General features: G+C 44.2%; 23 protein-coding genes and 1 pseudogene. 16 read left to right on the top strand and 8 right to left on the bottom strand.

The window, feature by feature from the left end; all coding sequences use genetic code 11:
- Positions 1–53: 53 nt before the first annotated feature.
- Positions 54–620: a TetR/AcrR family transcriptional regulator gene (locus tag V6D42_RS18020; RefSeq protein ID WP_333514149.1), complete on the bottom strand. Its 567-nt coding sequence runs from the start codon at positions 618–620 to the stop codon at positions 54–56.
- Positions 621–837: 217 nt separating this feature from the next.
- Between V6D42_RS18020 and V6D42_RS18015 the strand changes: the two genes are divergently transcribed.
- Together V6D42_RS18015 and V6D42_RS18010 are read left to right on the top strand one after the other, a co-directional pair.
- The gene (locus tag V6D42_RS18015) at positions 838–1,971 is read left to right on the top strand and encodes a type II asparaginase (RefSeq protein ID WP_333514148.1); all 1,134 of its coding nucleotides are present in this window, start codon (positions 838–840) and stop codon (positions 1,969–1,971) included.
- Between the two features lie 168 nt (positions 1,972–2,139).
- Complete coding sequence (locus tag V6D42_RS18010; protein WP_333514147.1) at positions 2,140–2,778, top strand: esterase/lipase family protein; 639 nt, start codon at positions 2,140–2,142, stop codon at positions 2,776–2,778.
- A gap of 37 nt (positions 2,779–2,815) precedes the next feature.
- On the opposite strand, the gene V6D42_RS18005 is transcribed toward V6D42_RS18010, so the two are convergent.
- Positions 2,816–3,199 carry an RDD family protein gene (locus V6D42_RS18005; protein ID WP_333514146.1) on the bottom strand — a complete coding sequence of 128 codons (384 nt, stop codon included), beginning with the start codon at positions 3,197–3,199 and terminating at the stop codon, positions 2,816–2,818.
- A gap of 236 nt (positions 3,200–3,435) precedes the next feature.
- On the opposite strand from V6D42_RS18005, the gene V6D42_RS18000 reads away from it, so the two are divergent.
- On the top strand, positions 3,436–4,515 hold the full coding sequence (locus V6D42_RS18000; protein ID WP_333514145.1) for a helix-turn-helix domain-containing protein: 1,080 nt from the start codon (positions 3,436–3,438) through the stop codon (positions 4,513–4,515).
- Between the two features lie 43 nt (positions 4,516–4,558).
- On the opposite strand, the gene V6D42_RS17995 is transcribed toward V6D42_RS18000, so the two are convergent.
- Entirely contained in the window at positions 4,559–5,515 is a 957-nt protein-coding gene (locus V6D42_RS17995) for a sensor histidine kinase (protein ID WP_333514144.1), read from the bottom strand.
- A gap of 12 nt (positions 5,516–5,527) precedes the next feature.
- Positions 5,528–6,229, bottom strand: coding sequence for a LytR/AlgR family response regulator transcription factor (locus V6D42_RS17990; RefSeq protein ID WP_333514143.1), 702 nt, complete (start codon positions 6,227–6,229; stop codon positions 5,528–5,530).
- 143 nt (positions 6,230–6,372) lie between these two features.
- Here V6D42_RS17990 and natA point away from each other — a divergent pair, with 143 nt between their 5' ends.
- The 3 genes from natA to V6D42_RS17975 all read left to right on the top strand — a co-directional run bounded on the left by natA (position 6,373) and on the right by V6D42_RS17975 (position 9,342).
- Positions 6,373–7,113, top strand: coding sequence for a sodium ABC transporter ATP-binding protein NatA (gene natA / locus V6D42_RS17985; protein ID WP_333514142.1), 741 nt, complete (start codon positions 6,373–6,375; stop codon positions 7,111–7,113).
- Positions 7,114–8,274, top strand: coding sequence for an ABC transporter permease (locus V6D42_RS17980; protein ID WP_333514141.1), 1,161 nt, complete (start codon positions 7,114–7,116; stop codon positions 8,272–8,274). It begins immediately after the preceding gene.
- A gap of 135 nt (positions 8,275–8,409) precedes the next feature.
- Entirely contained in the window at positions 8,410–9,342 is a 933-nt protein-coding gene (locus V6D42_RS17975) for an aldo/keto reductase (protein ID WP_333514140.1), read from the top strand.
- Between the two features lie 37 nt (positions 9,343–9,379).
- On the opposite strand, the gene V6D42_RS17970 is transcribed toward V6D42_RS17975, so the two are convergent.
- Together V6D42_RS17970 and V6D42_RS20380 are read right to left on the bottom strand one after the other, a co-directional pair.
- The gene (locus tag V6D42_RS17970) at positions 9,380–10,444 is read right to left on the bottom strand and encodes a DUF4352 domain-containing protein (protein WP_333514139.1); all 1,065 of its coding nucleotides are present in this window, start codon (positions 10,442–10,444) and stop codon (positions 9,380–9,382) included.
- A 26-nt stretch (positions 10,445–10,470) separates the two neighbouring features.
- A pseudogene (locus V6D42_RS20380) lies at positions 10,471–10,560 on the bottom strand (hypothetical protein); the annotation flags it as partial.
- A 202-nt stretch (positions 10,561–10,762) separates the two neighbouring features.
- Between V6D42_RS20380 and V6D42_RS17965 the strand changes: the two are divergent.
- Positions 10,763–12,181 carry a YcdB/YcdC domain-containing protein gene (locus tag V6D42_RS17965; protein WP_333514220.1) on the top strand — a complete coding sequence of 473 codons (1,419 nt, stop codon included), beginning with the start codon at positions 10,763–10,765 and terminating at the stop codon, positions 12,179–12,181.
- Between the two features lie 184 nt (positions 12,182–12,365).
- Positions 12,366–13,727 carry a YcdB/YcdC domain-containing protein gene (locus V6D42_RS17960; RefSeq protein WP_333514138.1) on the top strand — a complete coding sequence of 454 codons (1,362 nt, stop codon included), beginning with the start codon at positions 12,366–12,368 and terminating at the stop codon, positions 13,725–13,727.
- Between the two features lie 6 nt (positions 13,728–13,733).
- On the opposite strand, the gene V6D42_RS17955 is transcribed toward V6D42_RS17960, so the two are convergent.
- Positions 13,734–14,237: a M15 family metallopeptidase gene (locus V6D42_RS17955; RefSeq protein WP_168746869.1), complete on the bottom strand. Its 504-nt coding sequence runs from the start codon at positions 14,235–14,237 to the stop codon at positions 13,734–13,736.
- 120 nt (positions 14,238–14,357) lie between these two features.
- Here V6D42_RS17955 and V6D42_RS17950 point away from each other — a divergent pair, with 120 nt between their 5' ends.
- The 6 genes from V6D42_RS17950 (at position 14,358) to znuB (ending at position 20,792) form a co-directional block, all read left to right on the top strand.
- Positions 14,358–15,479: a Rap family tetratricopeptide repeat protein gene (locus tag V6D42_RS17950; RefSeq protein ID WP_333514137.1), complete on the top strand. Its 1,122-nt coding sequence runs from the start codon at positions 14,358–14,360 to the stop codon at positions 15,477–15,479.
- Positions 15,480–15,588: 109 nt separating this feature from the next.
- Positions 15,589–16,365, top strand: a complete 777-nt coding sequence (locus V6D42_RS17945) for an SDR family oxidoreductase (RefSeq protein ID WP_333514136.1) — start codon at positions 15,589–15,591, stop codon at positions 16,363–16,365.
- A 24-nt stretch (positions 16,366–16,389) separates the two neighbouring features.
- A complete protein-coding gene (locus V6D42_RS17940; protein ID WP_333514135.1) occupies positions 16,390–18,078 on the top strand; it encodes a glycoside hydrolase family 13 protein in 1,689 nt (562 codons plus the stop codon).
- 192 nt (positions 18,079–18,270) lie between these two features.
- Positions 18,271–19,239 carry a metal ABC transporter substrate-binding protein gene (locus tag V6D42_RS17935; RefSeq protein ID WP_333514134.1) on the top strand — a complete coding sequence of 323 codons (969 nt, stop codon included), beginning with the start codon at positions 18,271–18,273 and terminating at the stop codon, positions 19,237–19,239.
- Positions 19,240–19,296: 57 nt separating this feature from the next.
- Entirely contained in the window at positions 19,297–19,992 is a 696-nt protein-coding gene (gene znuC / locus V6D42_RS17930) for a zinc ABC transporter ATP-binding protein ZnuC (protein ID WP_010332922.1), read from the top strand.
- Positions 19,950–20,792 carry a zinc ABC transporter permease ZnuB gene (gene znuB / locus V6D42_RS17925; RefSeq protein ID WP_333514133.1) on the top strand — a complete coding sequence of 281 codons (843 nt, stop codon included), beginning with the start codon at positions 19,950–19,952 and terminating at the stop codon, positions 20,790–20,792. The genes znuC and znuB overlap by 43 nt, the downstream gene beginning before the upstream one ends.
- A gap of 40 nt (positions 20,793–20,832) precedes the next feature.
- On the opposite strand, the gene V6D42_RS17920 is transcribed toward znuB, so the two are convergent.
- Complete coding sequence (locus tag V6D42_RS17920; RefSeq protein WP_010332924.1) at positions 20,833–21,828, bottom strand: LLM class flavin-dependent oxidoreductase; 996 nt, start codon at positions 21,826–21,828, stop codon at positions 20,833–20,835.
- 285 nt (positions 21,829–22,113) lie between these two features.
- On the opposite strand from V6D42_RS17920, the gene V6D42_RS17915 reads away from it, so the two are divergent.
- The gene (locus tag V6D42_RS17915) at positions 22,114–22,713 is read left to right on the top strand and encodes a TerD family protein (protein ID WP_010332925.1); all 600 of its coding nucleotides are present in this window, start codon (positions 22,114–22,116) and stop codon (positions 22,711–22,713) included.
- A gap of 22 nt (positions 22,714–22,735) precedes the next feature.
- Positions 22,736–23,317, top strand: coding sequence for a TerD family protein (locus V6D42_RS17910; RefSeq protein WP_010332926.1), 582 nt, complete (start codon positions 22,736–22,738; stop codon positions 23,315–23,317).
- Positions 23,318–23,349 lie beyond the last annotated feature (32 nt).

Below are 23,349 nucleotides of genomic sequence, written 5' to 3'. Positions count from 1 at the left end.
CCTCTCTTTCATCTGAATGTATTCACTCAGCTTGTAGTAGTATGTCTCTTTATTTATTTCTTCAACAGAGCTGGAATGCGGCTGGAGATATGAAGAAGCGGTGTGCTGTCTTTTGCCGTTAATGATAAAAGAATGCCGCCTTCAATCATGGCGTTAATGACGATGCCTGCTTCCTTGGCATGGCTCTCGCTGTAACCTGACAGCTGCAATTTTTCCTCAAACACAAGGGACCACGCTTTGTAGGCTTCATCACAAGCTTTTCGCAAAGACTCGCTTTTTAATGATGTCTCTGCCGCAAGCAAGCCGACGGGCAGGCCTTCAATGTCCTCTGTGCATGAGAATTGACAGGAGAGCTCCTTCAAAAAGGCTTGAATGCCTTCTGCGGGATCAGGGCTCACGTCCAGGCAGTCTGTGATTTTTTGGCGGATGTATTCCTTCATTTCATTCACGGCTTCAATTGCCAGCTGTTCTTTACCGCCGGGAAAGTGGTAGTAAAGAGAGCCTTTAGGTGCACCGCTTTCTTTAATAATCTGGTTCAGTCCCGTTCCGTAATACCCCTGCAGCTGAAAAAGCCGGGTAGCTGCAGAAAGGATTTTCTCACGAGAATCTCCATAGCTCATAACTTTCCCACCTTACTGAATTGCTATCATAAAATATAGTGACTGGTCTATTATCATGATTCACCCATCGAATGTCAAGATAAAGAAACCCGAATAAGAAAATAAATTAAGCATATAAAAAAGCTGAGAGATAACCTGACGCACATTTTGACTGAATATACGAAATATTCAATGATTAAAAGGCGTAAAGACGTTACCTTCCAAAGGAGAGAAAAACATGAAAACACAACGATTCCTCTTACTGATCCTTTTTACCGCACTATTGCTTGCTTTTACCGGATGCTCACAATCTCCTGAAGCAAAAGAATCCCCAAAAGAGAAAACGCAGACACAAAAAGTTTCTTCAGCTTCTGCTTCCAAAAAGAATGACCTTCCAACTATTAAAATACTGGCGACAGGAGGTACGATTGCCGGAGCCAATAAATCAAAAACCTCAACAACTGAATATAAAGCAGGTGTCGTTGGCGTTGAGTCTCTGATCGAAGCGGTGCCAGAGATGAAGGACATTGCGAATGTCAGCGGCGAACAAGTGGTTAATGTCGGAAGCACAAACATTGATAACAAAACATTGCTGAAGCTCGGAAAAAGAGTCAACAAACTGCTTTCTTCAGAAGATGTCGACGGTATTGTTGTGACCCACGGGACAGATACATTAGAAGAAACGGCTTATTTTCTGAATCTCACTGTAAAAAGTGATAAACCGATTGTTGTTGTCGGTTCGATGAGGCCGTCCACAGCCATCAGTGCTGATGGTCCGTCCAACTTGTACAACGCAGTTAAAGTGGCCGGCGCACATGAGGCAAAAGGGAAAGGGACGCTCGTCGTTCTCAATGACCGCATAGCTTCAGCACGGTATGTTACAAAAACCAACACAACCGCAACAGACACCTTTAAATCAGAAGAAATGGGATACATCGGAACGATTGCCGATGACATTTATTTTCATAATGAAATCATTCGCAAGCATACAAAGGATTCGGAGTTCTCGATTTCCAGCCTTGATAAACTGCCGCGAGTAGACATTCTGTACGGCTACCAAAATGACGGAAGCTATCTGTTTGATGCGGCTGTAAAGGCTGGCGCAAAAGGCATAGTCTTCGCGGGATCAGGCAACGGATCTTTATCTGATGCAGCCGAAAAGGGGGCAGTCAGAGCGGTCAAAAAAGGCGTCACAGTGGTTCGCTCAACCCGTACGGGAAATGGTGTCGTCACATCGAACGGCGACTATGTGAAAAACGACCTTTTGGCATCAAACTCCTTAAATCCGCAAAAAGCAAGGATATTGTTAATGCTCGCGCTCACCAAAACAGATGATCCTAGGAAAATCCAAGACTATTTTAATGAATATTAAAGAAAAGAAGGCGGAAAAGCCTTCTTTTTGTGCATTTTCGGGATCAAAACAGCTGAAATGTTCTCTCAACCTTAAAATTTCTTTAAAATAAGTCAAATTTACCCTTTACTTAATTAATTTGACAAAGTATTATAATTTAAGAATTTGTTACAAAAAAAGGAGGAAATTATGAAACTTTTAAGAGGTAAGATCATTGCACTTGTAACAATTGTTGTGCTGTCAGTTACATCCATGTTTGCGATGCAGCCGTCAGCGAAAGCCGCTGAACATAATCCGGTGGTAATGGTTCATGGAATTGGCGGAGCTTCTTTTAACTTTGCCGGTATTAAAACTTATTTGGTATCACAGGGCTGGTCACGGGACAAGCTGTATGCTGTAGATTTTTGGGACAAGACAGGCAATAACTTAAACAATGGTCCAGTATTATCACGATTTGTGAAAAAGGTATTAGATGAAACCGGTGCGAAAAAAGTGGATATTGTCGCTCACAGCATGGGCGGCGCTAACACGCTTTACTACATAAAAAATCTGGATGGCGGTAATAAAATTGAAAACGTCGTAACGCTTGGCGGCGCGAATCGTCTTGTGACAGGCAAGGCGCTTCCAGGTACAGATCCCAACCAAAAGATTTTGTACACATCCGTTTACAGTAGTGCTGATATGATTGTTATGAATTACTTATCAAAATTAGACGGGGCTAAAAATGTTCAAATTCATGGTGTGGGACATATCGGTTTATTGATGAATAGCCAAGTCAATAGCCTGATTAAAGAAGGGCTTAACGGCGGCGGACAAAATACGAACTAATGAGAAACATAACCTTGAAGAATCCTATTCTTCAAGGTTATTCTGATTTAAGCACAATTGTTTTCGCAGCCATATCATGAACGGTTTGTTTTTTCTTCGTAAATGCGGCTGTTAAATAGATCAGGCGGGAAAACACATGCACCCACGCTATCAGGTAACGGACAATGGCCTGAGTGAGGGAGATTTTCTCGTGTGTTTCGTCTCTTACAATTTGCAGCCCGATGATTTTTTTGCCCAGCGTACCCTTCCAATTTGTCAGCGGCATCAGCAAAGGATACACAAGCAGCATCAATATGGCGACAGCGATGACGCCAGCGGACCCATCGCCAAACATAAATCCGGATGCTAAAATCACTGCGGCCGCAATGATCACGTCAAGCACAAGAGCGCAGGCGCGCAGCATAAAACCAGCTAGTTCCAACATAAACACTTCCTTAAAAATTTTAGATAAACACCTAATGATTGTAAAAAAGAAGGGCCTAAAGTGGGAATAGGTTATAAGTCTTAAATCACAAAAGTTGATGAAAAAGTCATAGGTACATTTACATAATGAACCAGCCTGTCACATTACCAAATTCTTTTTTAGCCCGAAACCAAGCCCTCAGAAGTTATTTTTGTTAAAATAGAAAAGTTACAACAGAATTCGGAGGGTTTATTGTGGGAAAAGTGAAAAGAAATGCCCCTTGCCCATGCGGCAGCGGTAAGAAATATAAAAAATGCTGCGGGAATAAAGTTGTCGACTTCCCGACAGAATTAGCGGCAAAAGAAGCAAAACAAATTCAGGAAGACTTAGTGGAGTATGCCTTCACAGTACATAGAGAAAGCATTTCGGGTTTTATCAACCAGCATGATTTTCTTTCTACTATGGACAGGCAGACAAAGGACATCAGTGTATTTAATTTGGGAATCTGGGGAATCTTCTTCCACCCGCTCGCTGGTGACAAAACGATTTTTGAAGAGTACCTTCAGAAAAAAGTCGATTCGATCACCCGCCCGAAAACACGTGAGATCGTTGAATCCTGGAAGAGCATGACACCTGCTTTATTGCTGTTGAAGGATATGAAAGAAGCAGTCATTCATTTTGAAGATGTCATTACGAAAAAGCAATTCGACGTGGAAATGGACGTCACGAATCAAGACCTCCCGCCAGTAGGAAGCTTGATTCTCGGCTATCCGATCCACGAAGCCGAAAAAGCGGAATTCTTCATGCAGTTCACAATCTTCCCAGTGAAGAGAACGGAAGAGCTGATCAGCAAGGTGAAGACATATGCGGATGCGGCTCTGAAAAACGGCAAAACGCCGGAGGATTTCATGAAGCAGGAGTTCAACAACGTACTTTTCGCGCTGTTAGCGGAAAAAGATGAACAGCCGCAGCAAGCGGAGGCTGTTCAAGAAAGCAGCGTTGAGTGGGCAAACGACATGGAGAAAGAAACAGCCGCGGCGATTGAAAAAGGCATGAGCGGAGATGAATATCCGCATGAACTGATTCCGGCAGTCATTGACATTTGGAAATCGTTTTGCGAGAAAAAGTCACCTGTCATCAGAAAGCCGGAAGCTTTTGCGGCGGCGGTTGAATATTATGTGAATGCAATCTCTCTTAACGGCGCTACCGTTTCACAAGCTAAACTGGCGAAAAAATACGGCGTAAGCGCATCTACGATTTCAAGCCGCTACAAAGAAATTGAAAGCACGCTCCAGGATGAAGCGGATCGCTTTGCACAATCATTAACATCTTAATAACGAACGAAAAACCTTGAAAAGCCAAGCTTTTCAAGGTTTTTTATTTTTGGAACGGAATTTTGATTTCTAATCGGAAGACAGGATGGCGATATGTAAAATCAAGCTTGCCAAAAGCTTGATTCACCAGCTTTTGGATCACATAAGTGCCCACTCCTTCATGAGTGCCGCCTTTTGTCGTATGGCCGAATGACTGAAACAGTGTATCGAGCACTTTCGGTTCCATGCCGGGTGTGGTATTTTCGCAAATCAGCACATAAAGCCCGCTTCGCAGTGATGTCTCCAGCTTAATCTCCGCTTTCTCAGGGGCCTCGGCGGCGCTGTCGAGCGCATTTTCTAATAGGTTGCCGGCCAGGCTGACCTGATCAGCGGGAGAGAAAGGGAGGGAGGAAAGCGGCGTATGCAAATGCAGTGACACGTTCACATTCGTTGCATTTGCTTTTTCCAGAAAGTCATACAGCACCCCTGCAAGGTACGCATTCTCTCCTTTTAAAAAACGGTCATATTGACTGTACTGGTCTTCCCAATGGTTTATGTATGTTTGTGTGTCCGGCTCTGACTGCGCCGAGCTGAGCGCTGTGATATGTTTCATTGTATCGTGATTCCGGCTCCTGACATCCATCAGCATTCGATTGGCGTGCTGTTCAGCCTGAGTCAGCCGAGCGATTTGTTCAGAAAGCTTTGTCAGCGAGCGGCACAGCCCGATGCGGAGCCATTCACCTGCCGCGAATATCATCATTACAAGCAGCACCGCCATTCCAGAAGAGACGATCAGCAGAAACGCCGCCGACAGAATGTGAATCACGGCGATACACAAATAGAGCTGAAGGGGACAGCGATTCTGCATAGGCTTCGTTTTCCATATGTATAAAACCGCTGCCGCCGCGCCTAAAGCAGCGGCGAGCCAAGAAACGGATGTGCTGTGCGAAAGAATGGCAGCCGACTGATAAAATATGAAACTGAATAAAAACAAATAAAGACATTGAAACAGAGTCATCACAACCTGCGCTCCTCAAAAATAATAGTTTTGAAAATAATCAAGCTGCTGCTTGGTGATCATCGCTTTTTTAGATGTTCCCTCAAACGAAACCGTAAACGAATGCTTCGTATAAGCGGAAAAGTGTTTAATGTAATGAATGTTGATAATAAAGGAGCGGTGTGAACGAAGAAAATCCTTCTCCGGCAGATCACCTTTAATATCGTTCAATGTTTGATACGTTTGCACTTCTTCAGCTGTTGTCACAATCGTCGTTGACCGTCCTGTGCGTTCGGCGAAAATAATATCCTTCTTTTGCAGCACATGCATTTTAGACTTTTGTTTAATCAAAATCCGCCCGTTCAAGCTCGTTTCCGTTTTCTTTTTGAAATAACGTTCGAAGGAGGAGCTGAGACGATCGGCGTGGTACGGCTTCATAATATAGTCGTGGACGTTCAGGTCAAAAGCGTGAACCGCATAGCCGCTGTTGCCGGTGACGAAAATCACATCCACATCCAGCGAATGAGATCTGATTAAATCCGCCAGCTCGTAGCCTGACATGTGAGGCATCTCAATATCGGCAAGCAGAAGATCAATGTCCTCGTTCTTCACCCGGCTGTAAGCTTCCTCAGCCGAATCGGTGGCAAAGACAATGTCGACATCCTGCATTCTGGACACGATTGCTTCCAGCTTCTCTAAATCTACTCGATAGTCATCGACTAGTCCGACTTTTACCATTATCATTCCCCTAGTTAGATAGAATCATCTTTATTTTATCCCATTTCGCGACATAAAAAGAACTCTTCGCGACAACTTTATCCAACAAATCCAGCTTTTCGTATATAGTCAATACTAGAAATAACAAAAAGGGAGATTGTGACATGATTACACTGACGGATTGCAGCCGCAGGTTTACAGATAAGAAAAAAGTAGTCAAAGCTGTGCGTGATGTAAGCTTAACAATTCAAAAAGGAGAAGTCGTCGGCATTCTGGGAGAAAATGGAGCCGGTAAAACAACGATGCTGAGAATGGTCGCGACCCTGCTTGAACCGACACAGGGCACGATCACCGTGGACGGCTTTGACACGGCCAAGCAGCCGGCCGAGGTCAAGAAACGAATCGGTGTCTTATTCGGAGGAGAAACAGGACTCTATGACCGGATGACGGCAAAAGAAAATTTGCAGTACTTTGGCGTGCTGTACGGGCTGAACCGCCACGAAATCAAAGCGAGAATTGAGGATTTATCAAAACGGTTCGGCATGCGTGATTATATGGACCGGAGAGTGGGCGGGTTTTCAAAAGGAATGAGGCAGAAGGTCGCCATTGCCAGGGCGCTGATTCACGATCCGGATATCATTTTGTTTGACGAGCCGACGACAGGACTAGATATTACGTCAAGCAATATCTTCCGTGAATTTATTCAGCAGCTGAAAAGAGAACACAAAACCATCCTGTTCTCCAGCCACATTATGGAGGAGGTACAGGCGCTCTGTGACAGTGTCATTATGATGCACAGCGGAGAGGTCATTTACAGAGGAGCACTTGAAACACTATACGAGAGCGAACGCAGCGACGATTTGAACTACATCTTTATGTCTAAGCTGGTCAGGGGGATTTCATAAATGGTAGGACAGATTTATAAAAAAGAGATGATCGACGCTTTACGGGACAGAAAAACAATTTTACTGACGATCTTAGTTCCGATGATTACGATGCTGGGCCTTGTGTTTTTCTATGAAAGCATGCTTTCGGACAAAGGGGAGCAGTACACGATCGCTGTTGGCCACTCTCTGCCTTCAGAGCTGGAAAACAAGCTGAATGCGATTGACGAAGTCAGTGTAAAGACTTTCGCAAAGCCTGAACAGGCGGTCGATGACGGGAAAGCGGATGTGTATCTGAACATCCCGAAAGAGTTTGATTCTTATATCACCAGTATGACAACTTTTAAGGTTGACGTTTACGGCAGCTCGGTCGATCAAGGGTCATCAAATGCCATGCAGCTTGTGCAATCTGCCTTAGAGCAGTACAAAAATGAAATTGTGCAAGAACGTTTAACGAGTAAACATATTGACCATTCGGTGATCCAGCCGTTCTCAGTTCAACAAAAAGAAGCAGATGAAGAGCAAGGCGTTTCCGCGATCATGCTTTCTGCCATTCTTCCGATGCTGCTTCTAACATCAATCGTTACCGGTGCCATGCCGATCGCTCTTGATATTATGGCTGGAGAAAAGGACCGGAAATCCATAGAAGCGCTGCTGCTAACACCGGTCAGCCGAAACAAAGTGTTAGTCGGCAAGTGGCTTGCGGTTTCTACCTTTGGGATAGCCTCTGGCGTATTATCACTGATCTTTCTGATTCTGTGCACCGTCTTATTTACGGAAAAGCTAAGAACAGCCTTTCAGCTGGGAGATCATTTATGGGTCATTATCGGAGCTTCTGCCTTGATCATCGTGCTTTCTGCCATGCTAATCGCAGCAATGGAGCTTTTGATCAGCATCATTTCCGGCACGGTAAAAGAAGCGCAGAGCTATATGTCTCTTGTCATCTTTCTGCCTATATTCCCGATGTTTTTCATCTTCAATAAGGCACCGAATCAAATCGATCTATCCTACTTTTTCATCCCGTTCCTAAATCTGCACGCCTTATTTAAACAGCTATTATTCGGGATGATAAATCCGGCTGCCATTCTATACACGTCCGGAACCATCGTCGTGCTCATCGCCATTTTCTTTTTACTGGCCAGAGCCTGCTTCTTAAAAGACAAATGGGTTCTGCCAAAATAAACTTGCAAAAGGAGAAATACACTTTCTCCTTTTTGTGTATGCTGAAAAAAGAAGGAAAATAGAAAAAGGATATCTAATACAAAAAGTGGAACCTGTGCTATTTTTCATCAAATCATTTCGGAAGGAGAAGGGACAATGGATCAAACACGTGCACTTGGGAAAACGAATTTACAGGTGAAACGGATCGGATTCGGCGCAAATGCGGTCGGCGGGCATAATCTGTTTCCGAATCTGAATGATGAAACTGGCAAGGACTTGGTTCGCACGGCATTGGACGGCGGCGTGAACTTTATCGATACCGCCTTTATATATGGATTGGGGCGATCCGAAGAATTAATCGGTGAGGTCGTGCAGGAACGCGGTGACCGGGATCAGCTCATTATTGCCTCTAAAGGAGCCCATAAAGAAGTAAACGGCGGCATTGAATTAGACAACAGCCGGGACTTTCTTCGCGGCGAGGTGGAAAAGAGCCTGAAGCGGCTGAAGACAGATTACATCGATCTGTATTATGTTCATTTTCCGGATGGCAAGACACCTCTTGCGGAAGTTGCGGGCACGCTGAAGGAGCTGAAGGATGAAGGGAAGATCAAAGCGATCGGGGCTTCGAACCTCAATTATCAGCAATTGCAGGAATTTAATGCGGACGGCTACTTGGAGGTCTTTCAGTCAGAATACTCTTTAATTCAGCGTGATGCTGAGAAGGAGCTGCTCCCATACTGTGAAAAACACGGGATTTCTTTTATTCCATATTTCCCGCTCGCATCCGGGCTGCTGACCGGAAAGTTTACAAAAGATGATGCCTTTGACGACAATCGAAAGGACAAACCGCAATTCCAGGGAGAAACCTTTATTCAAAACCTGAAAAAAGTGGACAAGCTCAAAGCGGTAGCTGAGGAAAAGAATGCGGAGACGGCTCATGTCGCCTTGGCGTGGCTCTTAACAAGACCGGCTGTAGACGCCATCATTCCAGGTGCTAAGCGACCGGAACAGCTGAAGGATAACCTAAAAACCTTAGATGTTGAACTGACGGATGATGAAGCAGACTTCATCAGCGGGATTTTTAAATAAAAAAGGAAATAGCCCTGGGGCTATTTCCTTTTGATGTTTATTCTTTAATGAATGCTTCAACTAATTCTGCTGCTCTGTAATCGTCCATATCAAGCTGCCACTGGTCGATGTCATTTTTCTTCATTTTTACTTCAACCGTTTTTTCATTTGAAGCCGGGCCAAGCTTTTTGAACTCTTCTGGATAGACTTGAAGCGCATATTTTACAGCATCTTCATAGCTCGCACCTGAATTTTTGCTGTAGTAGTCTTTCATTCTGTCCTCGATGCGGTCGGAGAGAGAAGAAGCGTCGACTGGTTTAATTGTAGCTTCTACAATGGCTTCATCTTTTGAGATGGAAGTTGTTTTCGCTTGAATCGATGAGTTTTTGCTTAATCCCGCTTTAATGCCGTTCACGATATTATCAAGCGCTTTGCTGTCCGCATATGTGCTTGAAAGGCCTGAAGCTGAGAGGTACCCGTCTTTTGCTGACTCGTTAAAGTCGTTCACAATCTCATTTTTGTTCGCGCCGGTGATTTTTTCGAAATCTTTGTTATCTTTACCGAAAAGAAGGACATCTATATATGCCGATAAAGCTTTCGCAGAGTCTTGGAGCTGATCTGCTGTCGCAAGGATTTTTTTGTCTTTTCCGTCAATTTTGAATGTAACTGATTTTGGCTTCTTATCACCGTAAGATTCCGGCGTATAATTCAGCTCGTATTTTTCGCCTTTATCTACAACGAAGAAAAGATTTCCTTCAACCGATTTGTCAGCGTTAATCGTGCTGCCCTGCAGTTTTTCGTTATAGTCTTCAGGATCTGTGTCAGACATTTTGGTATCACCTTGATACAAAGTGAAATCCATATGGTCTACATTAAGCGGATCTTTCCCTGTGTTTTTCACAGCGACATTTACCTTTAACACGAGCTGATCATCTGAAGTTGACTTATCATACTGAGACGGAAGTGTATAAGAGACATCTTTGATCTTAACTTGAGCTATATCTGCGCTTTTTTCTGTTTCTGAATTTTTCTTCTCCGCGCTTGTTTTACTTCCGGAACAAGCAGCTGTAAACAGCATCAGCAGGAGAACAAGGAAAACAGCGTACGTTTTTTTCTGAAACATTCATTTTTCCTCCTCAAATGGTTTTGGGAAAGGGGAGTCTTTTGTCTTTGAGAATTGAATCTTTTTGAATGGATTGACACGATGCAGCCAAAAAAATCGGTTCTTTTCTCATGGTTTTACCCTAATTTCTGGAAACTCCGTCCTTCTTTGCGATTGATGACCTATAAAAAGTTGCAACGGAATTAATTTTAAGATTATTAGCTTTTATATTGAATAGGTTCATCTTACTATTTTTGGTGAAAAATGTTCTGGTAAAACTGGAAAACACAGAAATTTGTGTATATTAGACTACTACTTTGTAATCAGTTGAAGGGTGACATTCGAACGAAGAAAGGGGCTGCTTTGGTGAAAAAAGAGGAATTGAAACAAAAAGCACTGGAAATCGGCCGTGTGCCGACACACTTAAAGCTGGAAATTGAAGATTATGGTGATGAACAGAAAAGAGCGTATTTTTGCTGGATAGATCCGCAGGATGAAAACAAAGGGATCATCGTAGAGCTTGGAGCGGACGGAAAGCTGGAAGGGCTTTCTCGAGATGTTGAGCCTGAAAGCGGTGAGAAGCTGTCCGAAGACCAAATAGAGGATATCTTGATTCAGTTCGTGAACTCTTATTATCCTGAAGCTCCGTCTGCGTTTGTCCGTGAAGAAAATGATGAGGCATTTGATGACAAAGTAAGGTTTTCATATGTTCAAATGGAAGACGGACTGCCGCTTCCTATGAGCGGTTTTATGGCTGATGTCTCCTTATCAGGGGAGGTGGTGTATTTTCGGTATTACGGAAAAGCGTGCAATATAATCAAGCCGGAACAGGTCGCAGATGAAAAAGAAGCAATGGCTTATTTTAAGAAAGATGTAGATGTCACTCTCCTATTTGAGATCCTTCATCGCTCTGTCTACAAAAACGGAGACGATCAGCCGCATTTGGTGTATGAGGTTGAAAACGCGGGCATTGCTGTGCCTGCAGATGTAAGTGAAAAAAAAGAAGTATTGGATGATGATGACGTGGAGTCAGAAGGCTTTCCCCTTCCCTTATTCGAAGGTATTCACGAAAATGCAGACCTTGGCAGCATGATCGGCTTGAACAGCGGACTGGTAAAAGTAAGGGAAGCAGAAATAGGAAATGGGAGAATCGGGATCGTCTGGCGGAATCCGGATGTTCCTGTGTATCAACCGGCGGATAAAAGCATGGACAGCTGGTTTAGAGGACGGGTTCACCAAGTGCTGAAAACCATCCATAACAAAGAAACCGGAAAACTCGAAGGTGTTATGTCGTCTATAGACGAAAAAGGGCCGAATACCGTAAGCGAGGAAGAGTGCGAAAAAATCGCTATTCGTTTTCTGTTCGCGTTATTCCCGAATGCTGATCAATATTTTAAGATGAAATACGATAAACAGGGTGAAGAAGGTTCGTCAGCCGGCTTTACGTTTGACGTGCACTGTAACGGAGTTCCGCTTCGGTTTGGGCAGGTCAGAATCTGCGTAAGCCGCCAGACTGGGCGCATTATCGTTTATATGGGACCGGACATTGACCCTGAAGTGCTCAAAGCTGTTGACCCAGTTCCATCCATTTCACCGGAACAAGCCAAGTCTATCTTTTGGCGCCATTTTAAAGTGGAGCTTGGCTGGGAGAGAGAACACGAAGAAGATGAAGAAAACAGCTATCGTCTCGTCTACAAGCCGGTATATCCGAGATTGATTGATGCCCATACTGGTGAGGCTGTCATAAGTGCATTGTAAAACAGCCAAAAGTCACGCATTTGCGGCGCATGTAACGTCTATGTGTGATGAAAGTAACAGAAGGAATATAGAAATCCAGTTTCCTTAATAGAAAAGGACCTTTCTTCACTTTAAAAGAAGAAGGGTCTTTTTATATAATAAACAAGGTTCTCTTTGTCGTAGACTCTTTGAAAGGATGACTTCATTGATAAACAAACAGCTGAAAAAGAAGGCGCAAGAGATCGGAAATGTACCGCCGCATTATGAGCTTGAGATAGAAGATTATGCTCAAAAACAAAAGAAGAAGGGGCATGCATACTTCATTTGGAAGGACCCTGAAGATCCGGAAAAGCAAATTATCGTAGAACTCGCGAGCGACGGCGCTTTGCTCACATTTTCAACAGCCGCCGGCCTCGAGCAGGACAAAAAGCTCCCAGACGCCGAACTGAAGCTGACAGCTCTTCAGTTTGCCGCAGCCCACCATCCGGCCACATTTATGAAATTTCATTTTCAAGCCAAGGAAGAACGAGGGCATCACATCCGGTTTGTTTATACAAAAAAACTGCTGGGCCTCTCGCTCCCCAATTCAGGATTTTTAATAGATATCACACGCAGCGGACAGATTGTCCATTTTTTATATTACGGAGAAGGGAACAAAGCCGACATCCCAAAGGAATTCGTAGAGAAAGAGAAGGTCATTTCCCATTACGTCAATACAATGTCTTTACGGCTCATGTATGATGTCATTGATGATGAACAGTCGCCCAGACTCGTCTATGAACCAATTTTGCCGGGTTACAGCTATCCAGCGGATGTAGACGAAATTGTGCCTGACCAGCACATATCGGATGAAAGAACGGAAAACGGGGCGCCTCTCCCGCCGCTTGAAAAAAAAGAAGAAACCGATATATATGAAATGCTGGGACTTACTTCTGATATGAAAAAAGTCGGTGAAAGGGACTTCGGAGATGAACTTGGAAGCACTTGGCGCAAAGGCACTGCACCCGAGCGGAAGGATTTAAGCATAGGAAGCTATTTTGCAACGAGAAATAATAATACAATCAAAATGAAGACTGATAAAAAAACAGGGAAATTAAAAGCAGCTATTTCCTTCATGGAACATCAAGTGTCCGGCCAATACTCAACGGAAGAATGCCAAGAGACAGCGCTTCAGTTTTTGTACGCGCTCTATCCGAGAGCAGATGAGTTTTTCAGAGTGAACCCAATCCGAATCGATGAAAGAGGCAGGGTCCGCAATCATTTTTCTGTCTGGTATAAAGGAATACCGCTGCGGTTTGGCGCTGCCCGCATCGTCGTCAACCCGGAAACCGGAAAAATTGACGCTTTTATGGCTCCGGATATAGATCCAGAGCAATTAGAAACAATCAACCATATACCGGATGTTTCAGCCGACGAAGCGAGAGAAGCATTTTTATCTGCGTTTGATGTGAGGCTGGAGTGGCAGCCAGATTTTTCAGCAGGCAGCCATCAGCATTATAAGCTTGTGTATAAGCCAATCTATCCTTCATATATTGACGCGCATAATAGAAAAAAGAAGAGGCTGTGAGGGTATCTAGTCAGGTATCATTTGCAAGTGAGGGTAATCCTTGAACCGTTCCCAATCCCCGCCCCACTCAAATCCGAGTTTTTTAGCGATGGTGACGACCTCCAGCCAATCTGATTTCCCGTTTTGATTGCCGTCGTAATCCATATCCCATAAGATGCTGCCATCCTTTTTCTGAAGAGCGAAATCAATCGCCAAACCATAATTATGATACGATTCCCCTCCTTTAGCGTAGGTGACAATATTCCCTTTTTTTGTGCGTCCTTGCTTATATAATTCGTCTTGTTCCTTGAAGGATCTGAATCCTTCAGTAATCACGATCGAGATGCCTTTATTTGATGCGGCAGCCTTGAGGGTGTCGGCATTCTGCTTCACAATCGGATCAAGAGCGGAAGGAACAGGCCTGTCCTGCAGGGCGGTTTGAGAGTGCCATGCGTGCCGCACATATGAAAAACAAAGGTCCGCCACAAACAGGAGGCATAAGATGAACGATGTTTTTGCTATTAATTTCATACCGGTCTCACTTTCTCATGAGTTGCTGAATGTTATGTTTTAAGCCATTGACTCTCTCTAAAAGAGAATAGCTATGATAAAATATAACATAAATAGTAGCAGGAGGAAGGAGGCAGATCATTGAGAGCAAAGATTCCATCTGAAGAAGTGGCGGTCAAACTAAACGAATGGTATAAACACATTCGTGCGTTTGAAGCAGATCAAGCAGAAGCATTAAAGCAGGAGATCGAGTACGAATTAGAAGACATGGAAGAAAATCAGGATTTACTATTATATTTTTCTTTGATGGAATTTCGGCATCGGATCATGCTGGACAAGCTGATGCCGGTGAAAGACAGCGACACCGAGCCTCCGTTCTCTGACATGCTGAATGAAATTGAAAGCAATCAGCAAAAACTGACGGGCTTATTAGAATATTATTTTTACTATTTCAGAGGGATGTACGAATTTAAGCAGAAAAATTTCATTTTAGCCATTAATCATTATAAGCACGCCGAGGAAAAGCTGGAGTATGTGGAAGATGAGATTGAAAGAGCTGAATTTCTTTTTAAGGTCGCAGAAGTGTATTATCACATCAAACAAACGTATTTTTCGATGAATTATGCAAGCCAGGCACTTGATATTTATACGAAATACGAACTGTACGGCCGCCGCCGCGTGCAGTGTGAATTTATCATTGCCGGAAATTTGACGGATGTCTATCATCACGAAAAGGCGCTCAAGCACCTGTGCAGCGCTTTGGATTATGCCAGTCAGCTTGAGGAGGCATACATGATTGCTGCGGCTCATTATAACGTAGGCCACTGTAAGTACAGCTTGGGAGATCTTAGCGAAGCGGAGGGCTATTTTAAGAAGGCCGCCGCCATTTTTGAAAAGCACAAATTTCAGCAGACCGTTCAAGCTGTATTTTCACTGACACATATCTACTGTAAAGAAGGAAAATACGACAAAGCAATAGAGACGTATCAACGCGGGGTTACAAGCGCGGCAGAATGGGCGGATGACATGTACTTAACAAAATTCCGCCTTATTCATGAGCTTTATCTTGGCAGCGGCGACAGGAAGGTGCTCGAAGAATGCTTTGACCTTTTGGAATCCCGCCAGCTTTTCGCTGATGCAGAAGAGCTCATGCAGGACGCGGCAGAACGCTTCAATCAGCAGCAAGATTATGAGTCCGCCGCTTTCTTTTACCGCAGGCTGATGGACATAAAAAAGACACTTGCCGAGCAGCGCTTCCAATAAGAGATGGCAGAGAACCGAAAAGGTTCTCTGCTTTTTTTATGCTGTTTTCAACCCGGGAAAACAGGGTATTTTCCAGTACACAAAGGAAAATCAGAGGAGGAAATCATTTATGTATAAAGATTTAATCGGGAAAACAGCCATCGTAACAGGCTCTTCAAAAGGAATCGGGAGAGCCATTGCGGAACGCTTTGGAGAGGAGAAAATGAATGTGGTTGTGAATTATCACAGCGACCCGTCAGGAGCCGATGAAACAGTGGACATCATTAAGCAAAACGGAGGAAAAGCCGTCGTAGTTGAAGCGGATGTGTCAAAGGAAGAAGGGATTCAGGCGCTAATGGATGCCGCTTTGGAACACTTTGGCACGCTTGATGTAATGGTGAACAATTCAGGCTTCAACGGTGCAGAAGCTATGCCGCATGAGATGAGCCTTGAAGATTGGCAAAGAGTCATTGATGTAAACGTAACGGGAACCTTTATGGGGGCAAAAGCCGCGCTCAATCACATGATGAAGAACAATATCAAAGGAAACGTGCTCAATATCTCAAGTGTACATCAGCAGATTCCGCGCCCAGTCAATATTCAATACTCAACTTCTAAAGGCGGCATCAAGATGATGACGGAAACGCTGGCGCTTAACTATGCAGACAAGGGAATTCGCGTCAACGCAATCGCACCGGGCACCATCGCCACAGAGTCCAACGTCGACACGAAAAAAGAAGAAAACAGACAAAAGCAATTGAAAAAAATTCCGATGAGAGCCTTTGGACAACCGGAAGAAGTGGCGGCTGCAGCTGCTTGGCTCGTATCGGGAGAAGCGAGTTATGTGACCGGTACAACACTGTTTGTGGACGGCGGAATGACACTCTATCCGTCTCAGCTCGAGTAGAAAGAAAAACAGGGGGAGTGCGGGATGAAAAAAGACTGGTGGAAGGATGCCGTCGTTTATCAAATATATCCAAGAAGTTACCAGGACAGTAATGGAGATGGGATCGGGGATTTGCGGGGAATAATTTCCCGGCTAGACTACATAAAGGAGCTTGGGGCAGATGTGATTTGGATATGTCCCATCTATCCTTCTCCAAATGTTGATTACGGTTATGATGTAACTGACCATAAGACGATTATGGATTCTTACGGCACGATGGAGGATTTTCATGATCTGCTTGACGAGGTGCATCAGCGCGGCTTAAAGCTTGTCATGGATTTTGTCCTAAACCACACTTCAGTCGAGCATCCGTGGTTTAAAGAAGCGGAGCTGGACAAAAACAGCAAGTACCGCAGCTATTACTTATGGCGCCCCGGCACAAAGAACGGCCCGCCAACGGACTGGCTGTCAGACTACGGGCGTCCGGTTTGGCAATATGAGGAACACACTGGCGAATATTATTTGCACATGAACGCCGTCAAACAAGCTGACTTAAACTGGGAAAATCCTGACGTTCGCCAAGCCGTATATGACATGATGAAGTTTTGGCTCGATAAAGGGGTCGACGGCTTGCGCATAGACCAGCTTCATCTGATCTCAAAGAAAGAGTTCCTTCCTTCATATGAGGACTACGTCAATCAGCGCGCAGAACCGAAACCCTTCCAGCCGAACGGCGAACGGATCCATGACTATTTAAAAGAGATGACAGATGAAGTATTTTCACAATATGATGTCATGTCGGTCGGCGAGGTTGGCTCTGTCACACCGGAGGAAGGCTTGACGTATACGGGAACTGATAAGCATGAACTGAATATGATTTTTCACTTTCAGCATATGGAGCTTGACCAGCAGCCGGGAAAAGAACATTGGGATCTGAAGCCCCTGGAGCTATCTGATTTAAAATCCGTATTATCAAAGTGGCAGAAGACGCTTGAACATAAAGGCTGGAATACACTGTTTTGGTGCAACCACGACCAGCCGCGGATCGTTTCCCGTTTCGGAGATGAAGGGAGATATCGCAAAGAGTCCGCGAAAATGCTTGCCACTGTCCTTTATTTTATGAAAGGCACGCCGTATATTTATCAAGGAGAAGAAATCGGCATGACAAACGCGCCGTTTTTGAGAATTGAGGACTACAAAGATATCCAAACGATCAATATGTATCATAAACGGGTGTTTGAAAACGGCTATGAACCTCAAGAAGTGATGACTTCTATCTTGGCCAAAAGCCGGGATCATGCCCGGACGCCGATGCAATGGAGCAGCGGGAAGAATGCTGGATTCACGGATGGTACGCCATGGCTGAAGATCAATCCGAACTATACATCCGTCAATGCTGAGGAAGCGGAGGCAGACCCCGATTCCATTTTAGCCTATTACAAAAAGGTGATCAGCCTGAGAAAGCAGTATGCAGATCTCATAAAAGGAAGCTACGATCTCTTGCTCCCAGATGATCCGCAGCTGTTTGTATACGTTAGAGGGAATGGCAACCAGCAGCTTTTGGTGGTAAATAATTTTTCAAAAGAGCAGGCTGTATTCCACTTGCCGGAGCGTTGCAGCAAGAACCAGGCGTCCCTTCTTCTCAGCAATTATAAAAACAACGGTGATATTGCTGATGAAATGATGTTTCAGCCTTACGAGAGCAGAGTATATCTTTTGAATGAAAGAGATTAAGAAGTCAACCCGGCGCAGTTTGCCGGGTTTTTCAGTACATATATTTGCGCTGCAAACGGAAATAATAAAAACATAACGTTAACATAAAATTAATCTTGCAAAACGTAATGACTTCGGTTTATTATTATAAAGGATTACAAAATCGTTATCATTTTGATTTAAAGTCATTGTGAAAAAGAGGGGATATTCGGTATGTTTAAAAAATGGAGCGGTTTGTTTGTGATTGCAGCGTGCTTCTTATTGGTCGCGGCATGCGGCAACTCATCAACAAAAGGGTCAGCGGATTCAAAGAGTGATAAACTGCACATTGTCACGACGTTCTATCCGATGTATGAATTTACGAAACAAATTGTGAAAGATAAGGGCGATGTGGATCTATTAATTCCATCTTCAGTGGAACCGCACGACTGGGAGCCGACGCCGAAGGATATTGCAAGCATTCAGGACGCAGATTTGTTCGTTTATAATAGCAAATACATGGAAACCTGGGTACCTTCAACCGAAAAAAGCCTGGGCCAAGATCACGCGGTTTTCGTAAATGCGAGCAAAGGCATTGATTTAATGGAGGGCTCTGAAGAAGAGCATGAACATGAACATGAACACGGAGATCACGAAGAGCATGAACACAGCCATGAAATGGACCCTCATGTATGGCTCAGCCCTGTTTTAGCGCAAAAGGAAGTTGAAAATATTACTGCGCAAATCGTGAAGCAAGACCCGGATAACAAAGAATACTATGAGAAAAATAGTAAAGAATATATTGCAAAACTGCAGGATCTTGATAAACTATATCGTACAACCGTAAAAAAAGCGGCGAAAAAAGAATTTATCACACAGCACACAGCTTTTGGCTATTTGGCAAAAGAATACGGCCTGACTCAGGTTCCGATTGCGGGGCTTTCTCCTGAACAAGAGCCGAGTGCAGCTGACCTAGCAAAACTGAAAACGTATGCCAAAGAGCATGACGTAAAAATCATATATTTTGAAGAAGTTGCATCCTCCAAGGTTGCAGATACGCTAGCTAGTGAAATCGGCGCGAAAACAGAAGTGCTGAATACGCTGGAAGGCTTAAGCAAAGAAGAACAGGATAAAGGTGTAGGGTACATCGACATCATGAAACAAAACCTCGATGCCCTGAAAGATTCACTATTGGATAAATAAAAAGATAGTGTGCGCCGGAGGGTGCACACTATTTCTTTGTGAGAAAGGAAGATTGACATGAATCTCGTCTCATTGAAAGATATCGTGTTTGGCTATTCCCACACGCCTGTGTTGGATAAAGTATCTCTTGATATTGAAAGCGGCGAGTTTGTCGGCATTACAGGTCCAAACGGCGCTTCTAAATCAACGCTGATCAAAGTGATGCTCGGCATGCTGAAACCGTGGGAAGGCACAGTAACAATCAGTAAAAAGAATGCAGACGGCAAACGTCTGACTATAGGGTATGTCCCGCAGCAAATTTCTTCATTTAATGCAGGTTTTCCGAGCACCGTGCTTGAGCTTGTCCAATCCGGCCGGTACACAAAAGGGAAATGGTTTAAACGTTTGAATGAAGAAGATCATATCGAAGTAGAAAAAGCCCTGAAAATGGTGGAAATGTGGGAGCTTCGCCATCGGAAAATCGGTGACTTGTCGGGCGGCCAGAAACAGAAAATCTGTATTGCCAGAATGCTTGCCAGCAATCCCGATCTCTTAATGCTGGACGAACCGACCACAGCGGTTGATTATGACAGCAGAAAAGGGTTTTACGAATTCATGCACCACTTGGTAAAAAATCACAATCGCACAGTTGTGATGGTCACTCATGAACAAAATGAAGTACAGCAGTTTTTAGATAAAGTGATTCGATTAGAGAGAGGAGAAAAAGGCGGATGGAAATGTTTGACTTGGAATTCATGCGACGAGCTTTTCTAGCAGGCGGCATGATCGCCATCATGGCCCCGATTCTAGGGGTATACCTTGTGCTTAGAAGGCAGGCCTTAATGGCTGACACACTCTCGCATATTTCACTGTCGGGTGTGGCCATCGGCTTTTTCCTCAGCACCAATATTACCGCAGCGAGCATAGTCGTTGTGACCATCGGCGCGGTCGGAATTGAATACATGCGGCGGGCATATCGGACATACTCGGAAGTATCGATTGCCATTTTAATGGCGGCGGGTCTGTCCTTCGCGATGTTTTTAATCAGCCTTTCGAAAGGCGCCGCCAATATGAGCATTGACCAGTACTTATTCGGGTCGCTCGTGACGGTTAACCAGCAGCAGGTCTATATTATCGGCATCATTACATTGTTGATCCTGCTCTATTTTATCGTATTAAAAAGGCCGCTCTACCTGCTGACATTTGATGAAGCAACAGCCAAAACGTCAGGAATCAATACAAACATTCTGTCGATGTCATTCAGTATTGTCACTGGTCTTGCGATCTCAGTCATTATTCCAATTATCGGCGTACTTCTCGTATCGGCACTGCTCGTATTGCCGGCAGCTTTCGCCATTAGAATCGCAAAAGGCTTTAACATGGTATTTATGTCAGCCATTCTCATTTCCTTATTCAGTGTATTTATGGGACTGACATCATCTTATCAGCTCGGTACACCGCCAGGGCCTTCCATTACCCTGCTGTTAATTGTTCTGCTCTTGATCGGATTTGCAGTTCAAGGGATATGGACGTTTATCAAAAAAGAAACCCAGCGTAAAAAAGGACGCAGGTAAAAATAAAAAGCAGTTTTTCCTTCAGGAAAAACTGCTTTTTTTATAGAAATAACTCTGCAAGACGCTCATATGATTCTTTTTTTGCCTCAAAGTCAAACACATTGCAAAGAACCATCATTTCATTTGTTTCATAGCGGTCAGCTAGCTCTAGAAGCTGCTGTTTTACAGTGCTTGGAGAACCGATGACCATGCGCTTTCTGTTTTCTCGTATTTGGTTTTTATCTGATTCGGTATAGTGGTATGCTTTCGCTTCCTCAATGCTTGGCACCCTGCTGTCCAAGCCTTTCCCGACGCGAAGAAGCCACAAATCTTGGCTTAACGCGAGCTCCTCTGCCTCTTCATCTGTTTTTGCGCAAATGACAAAGATCGTAAACAGTGCGGCTGGAGATGTGAAATGGGCTGATGGCTGAAAGTTTTCACGATAAACGCGAAACGCGCTTTCCCCTCGTTCGGGATTGATAAAATGTCCAAATACATATCCGATTCCCTGATGGGCCGCTCGCCTTGCGCTGTTTTCCCCCAATCCAAGCACCCAAAGCTCCGGCACTGTATCAATAAGAGGCGCTGCTTTGATCCCGGCATACGGATGCCCGGCGGGAAGCGAATCGGTCAGAAAATAAGAGACATCCTGAAGCTGTCGGTTAAAATCGGTTAAGCTTTTTTTGATGCCGTCGGTTAATGCGAGCCGGGTTTTCGTCGTTCCGCCCGGCGAACGCCCGAGGCCGAGGTCAATCCGGTTCGGATACAAGGCCTCAAGCTGGCGAAAGGTTTCGGCCACCTTAAACGGGCTGTACTGAGGCAGAAGCACACCGCCAGACCCGACACGAATCTTGTTGGTGTGAGCCGCAATGCGTGCGATCATAATTTCCGGTGCCGTGCTTGCCAGTCCTTTCGTGCTGTGGTGCTCGGCAAACCAATAACGCTTATAGCCCCACTCTTCACTTCGTCCGGCCAGCTCAACCGAATGCTGAAGGGCTGTCACGGGGCTTTCTCCTTTAGAAACAGGTGCCTGATCAAGTATGCTTAAATGAATCAAAAGGCCGCTTCCTTTCCGTTGCTTTTTAGAATGTGATACAAGAATAGGCAAAATGACTCGCTCACGTCAAATGGTTTGTTTAAGATCCGTCATTCATATGATTTGCTAAAGATATATCAAATATGGGAGATTTTTTTCGAGGATTTTCGTCAATTATTCTAAACTTTTACGAAACTTTGATATAATAAAAAACGTATATATTAATAATTTACGGCATTCAAGTTACGTTTGTACGTAAAAATAAATGTGACTATATTCACATTTCGATGATTAGGAGTGAATCGTGTGGCAATTTCTTTAGAAAAAGGTCAGCGAATTGATTTAACAAAAGGAAAAGCGGGTCTGTCAAAATTGATGGTGGGTCTCGGCTGGGACCCTGTTTCATCAGGCGGCGGCTTTTTTGGAAAGCTGCTCGGCGGAGGCGGACCAAATATTGACTGTGACGCATCAGTGCTGATGCTGGAAAACGGCAAGTTCACTGATAAGAAAAATGTCATTTATTTTGGAAACCTGAAAAGCCGCTGCGGCAGTGTCAAGCACACAGGTGACAACCTGACAGGCGACGGAGCGGGCGATGATGAGCAGATTTTAATTGATTTGGCGAAAGTGCCTGCCAACATTAATAAGCTTGTATTTGTTGTGAATATTTATGATTGCGTAAGAAGAAAACAGGATTTCGGCATGATTCAAAATGCTTTTATCCGTGTTGTTGATCAATCAAATCATGAAGAAATGCTCAAATACAATTTGAAAGACAATTATGCTGGCAGAACAAGCCTGATTACGGCTGAAATCTACCGCCAGGACGGCGAGTGGAAATTCGCGGCGGTCGGCGAAGGCACAAACGATACGAGATTAGAAGATATTGTCAACCGATACGTATAAAGAAAAAAGGAGTGGATGAAACATGGCAATTTCATTGGCAAAAGGACAAAAGGTAGATTTAACAAAAACGAATCCGGGTCTTTCAAAGGTTGTTGTCGGTTTGGGCTGGGATACGAATAAGTATGACGGCGGACATGACTTTGATCTTGACTCAAGTGTGTTTCTTTTAGATGCGTCTGGAAAATGCGCATCTCAAAATGATTTTATTTTCTATAACCAGCTTGAAGGCGGAAACGGTTCAGTCGTTCATTCAGGCGATAACCTGACAGGCCTTGGCGAGGGTGATGACGAGAATGTAAAAGTCAATCTCAGCGCCGTACCTGCCAATATCGACAAAATCTCATTTGTTATCACGATTCACGAAGCGGAAGCGCGCAGCCAAAACTTTGGACAAGTGTCAAATGCGTTTGTGCGCATTGTCAATGAAGAAACAAATGAAGAGCTTATTCGTTACGATCTTGCGGAAGATTTCTCTATTGAAACGGCAATTATCGCTGGAGAGCTTTACAGACACAACGGCGAATGGAAATTCTCCGCTATCGGCTCAGGCTACCAAGGCGGTCTTGCCCGCATCGCAACAGATTACGGCTTGCAAGTCGGTTAAGACATATTACGAAGAGCAGAAAGGAGAGAGAC

This window comes from Bacillus sp. 0909A (genome assembly GCF_036765115.1).
Taxonomy (GTDB): domain Bacteria; phylum Bacillota; class Bacilli; order Bacillales; family Bacillaceae; genus Bacillus; species Bacillus mojavensis.
The sequence above is the reverse complement of the archived record's forward strand: the minus strand, read 5'-3'. Positions and strand labels throughout refer to the sequence as shown.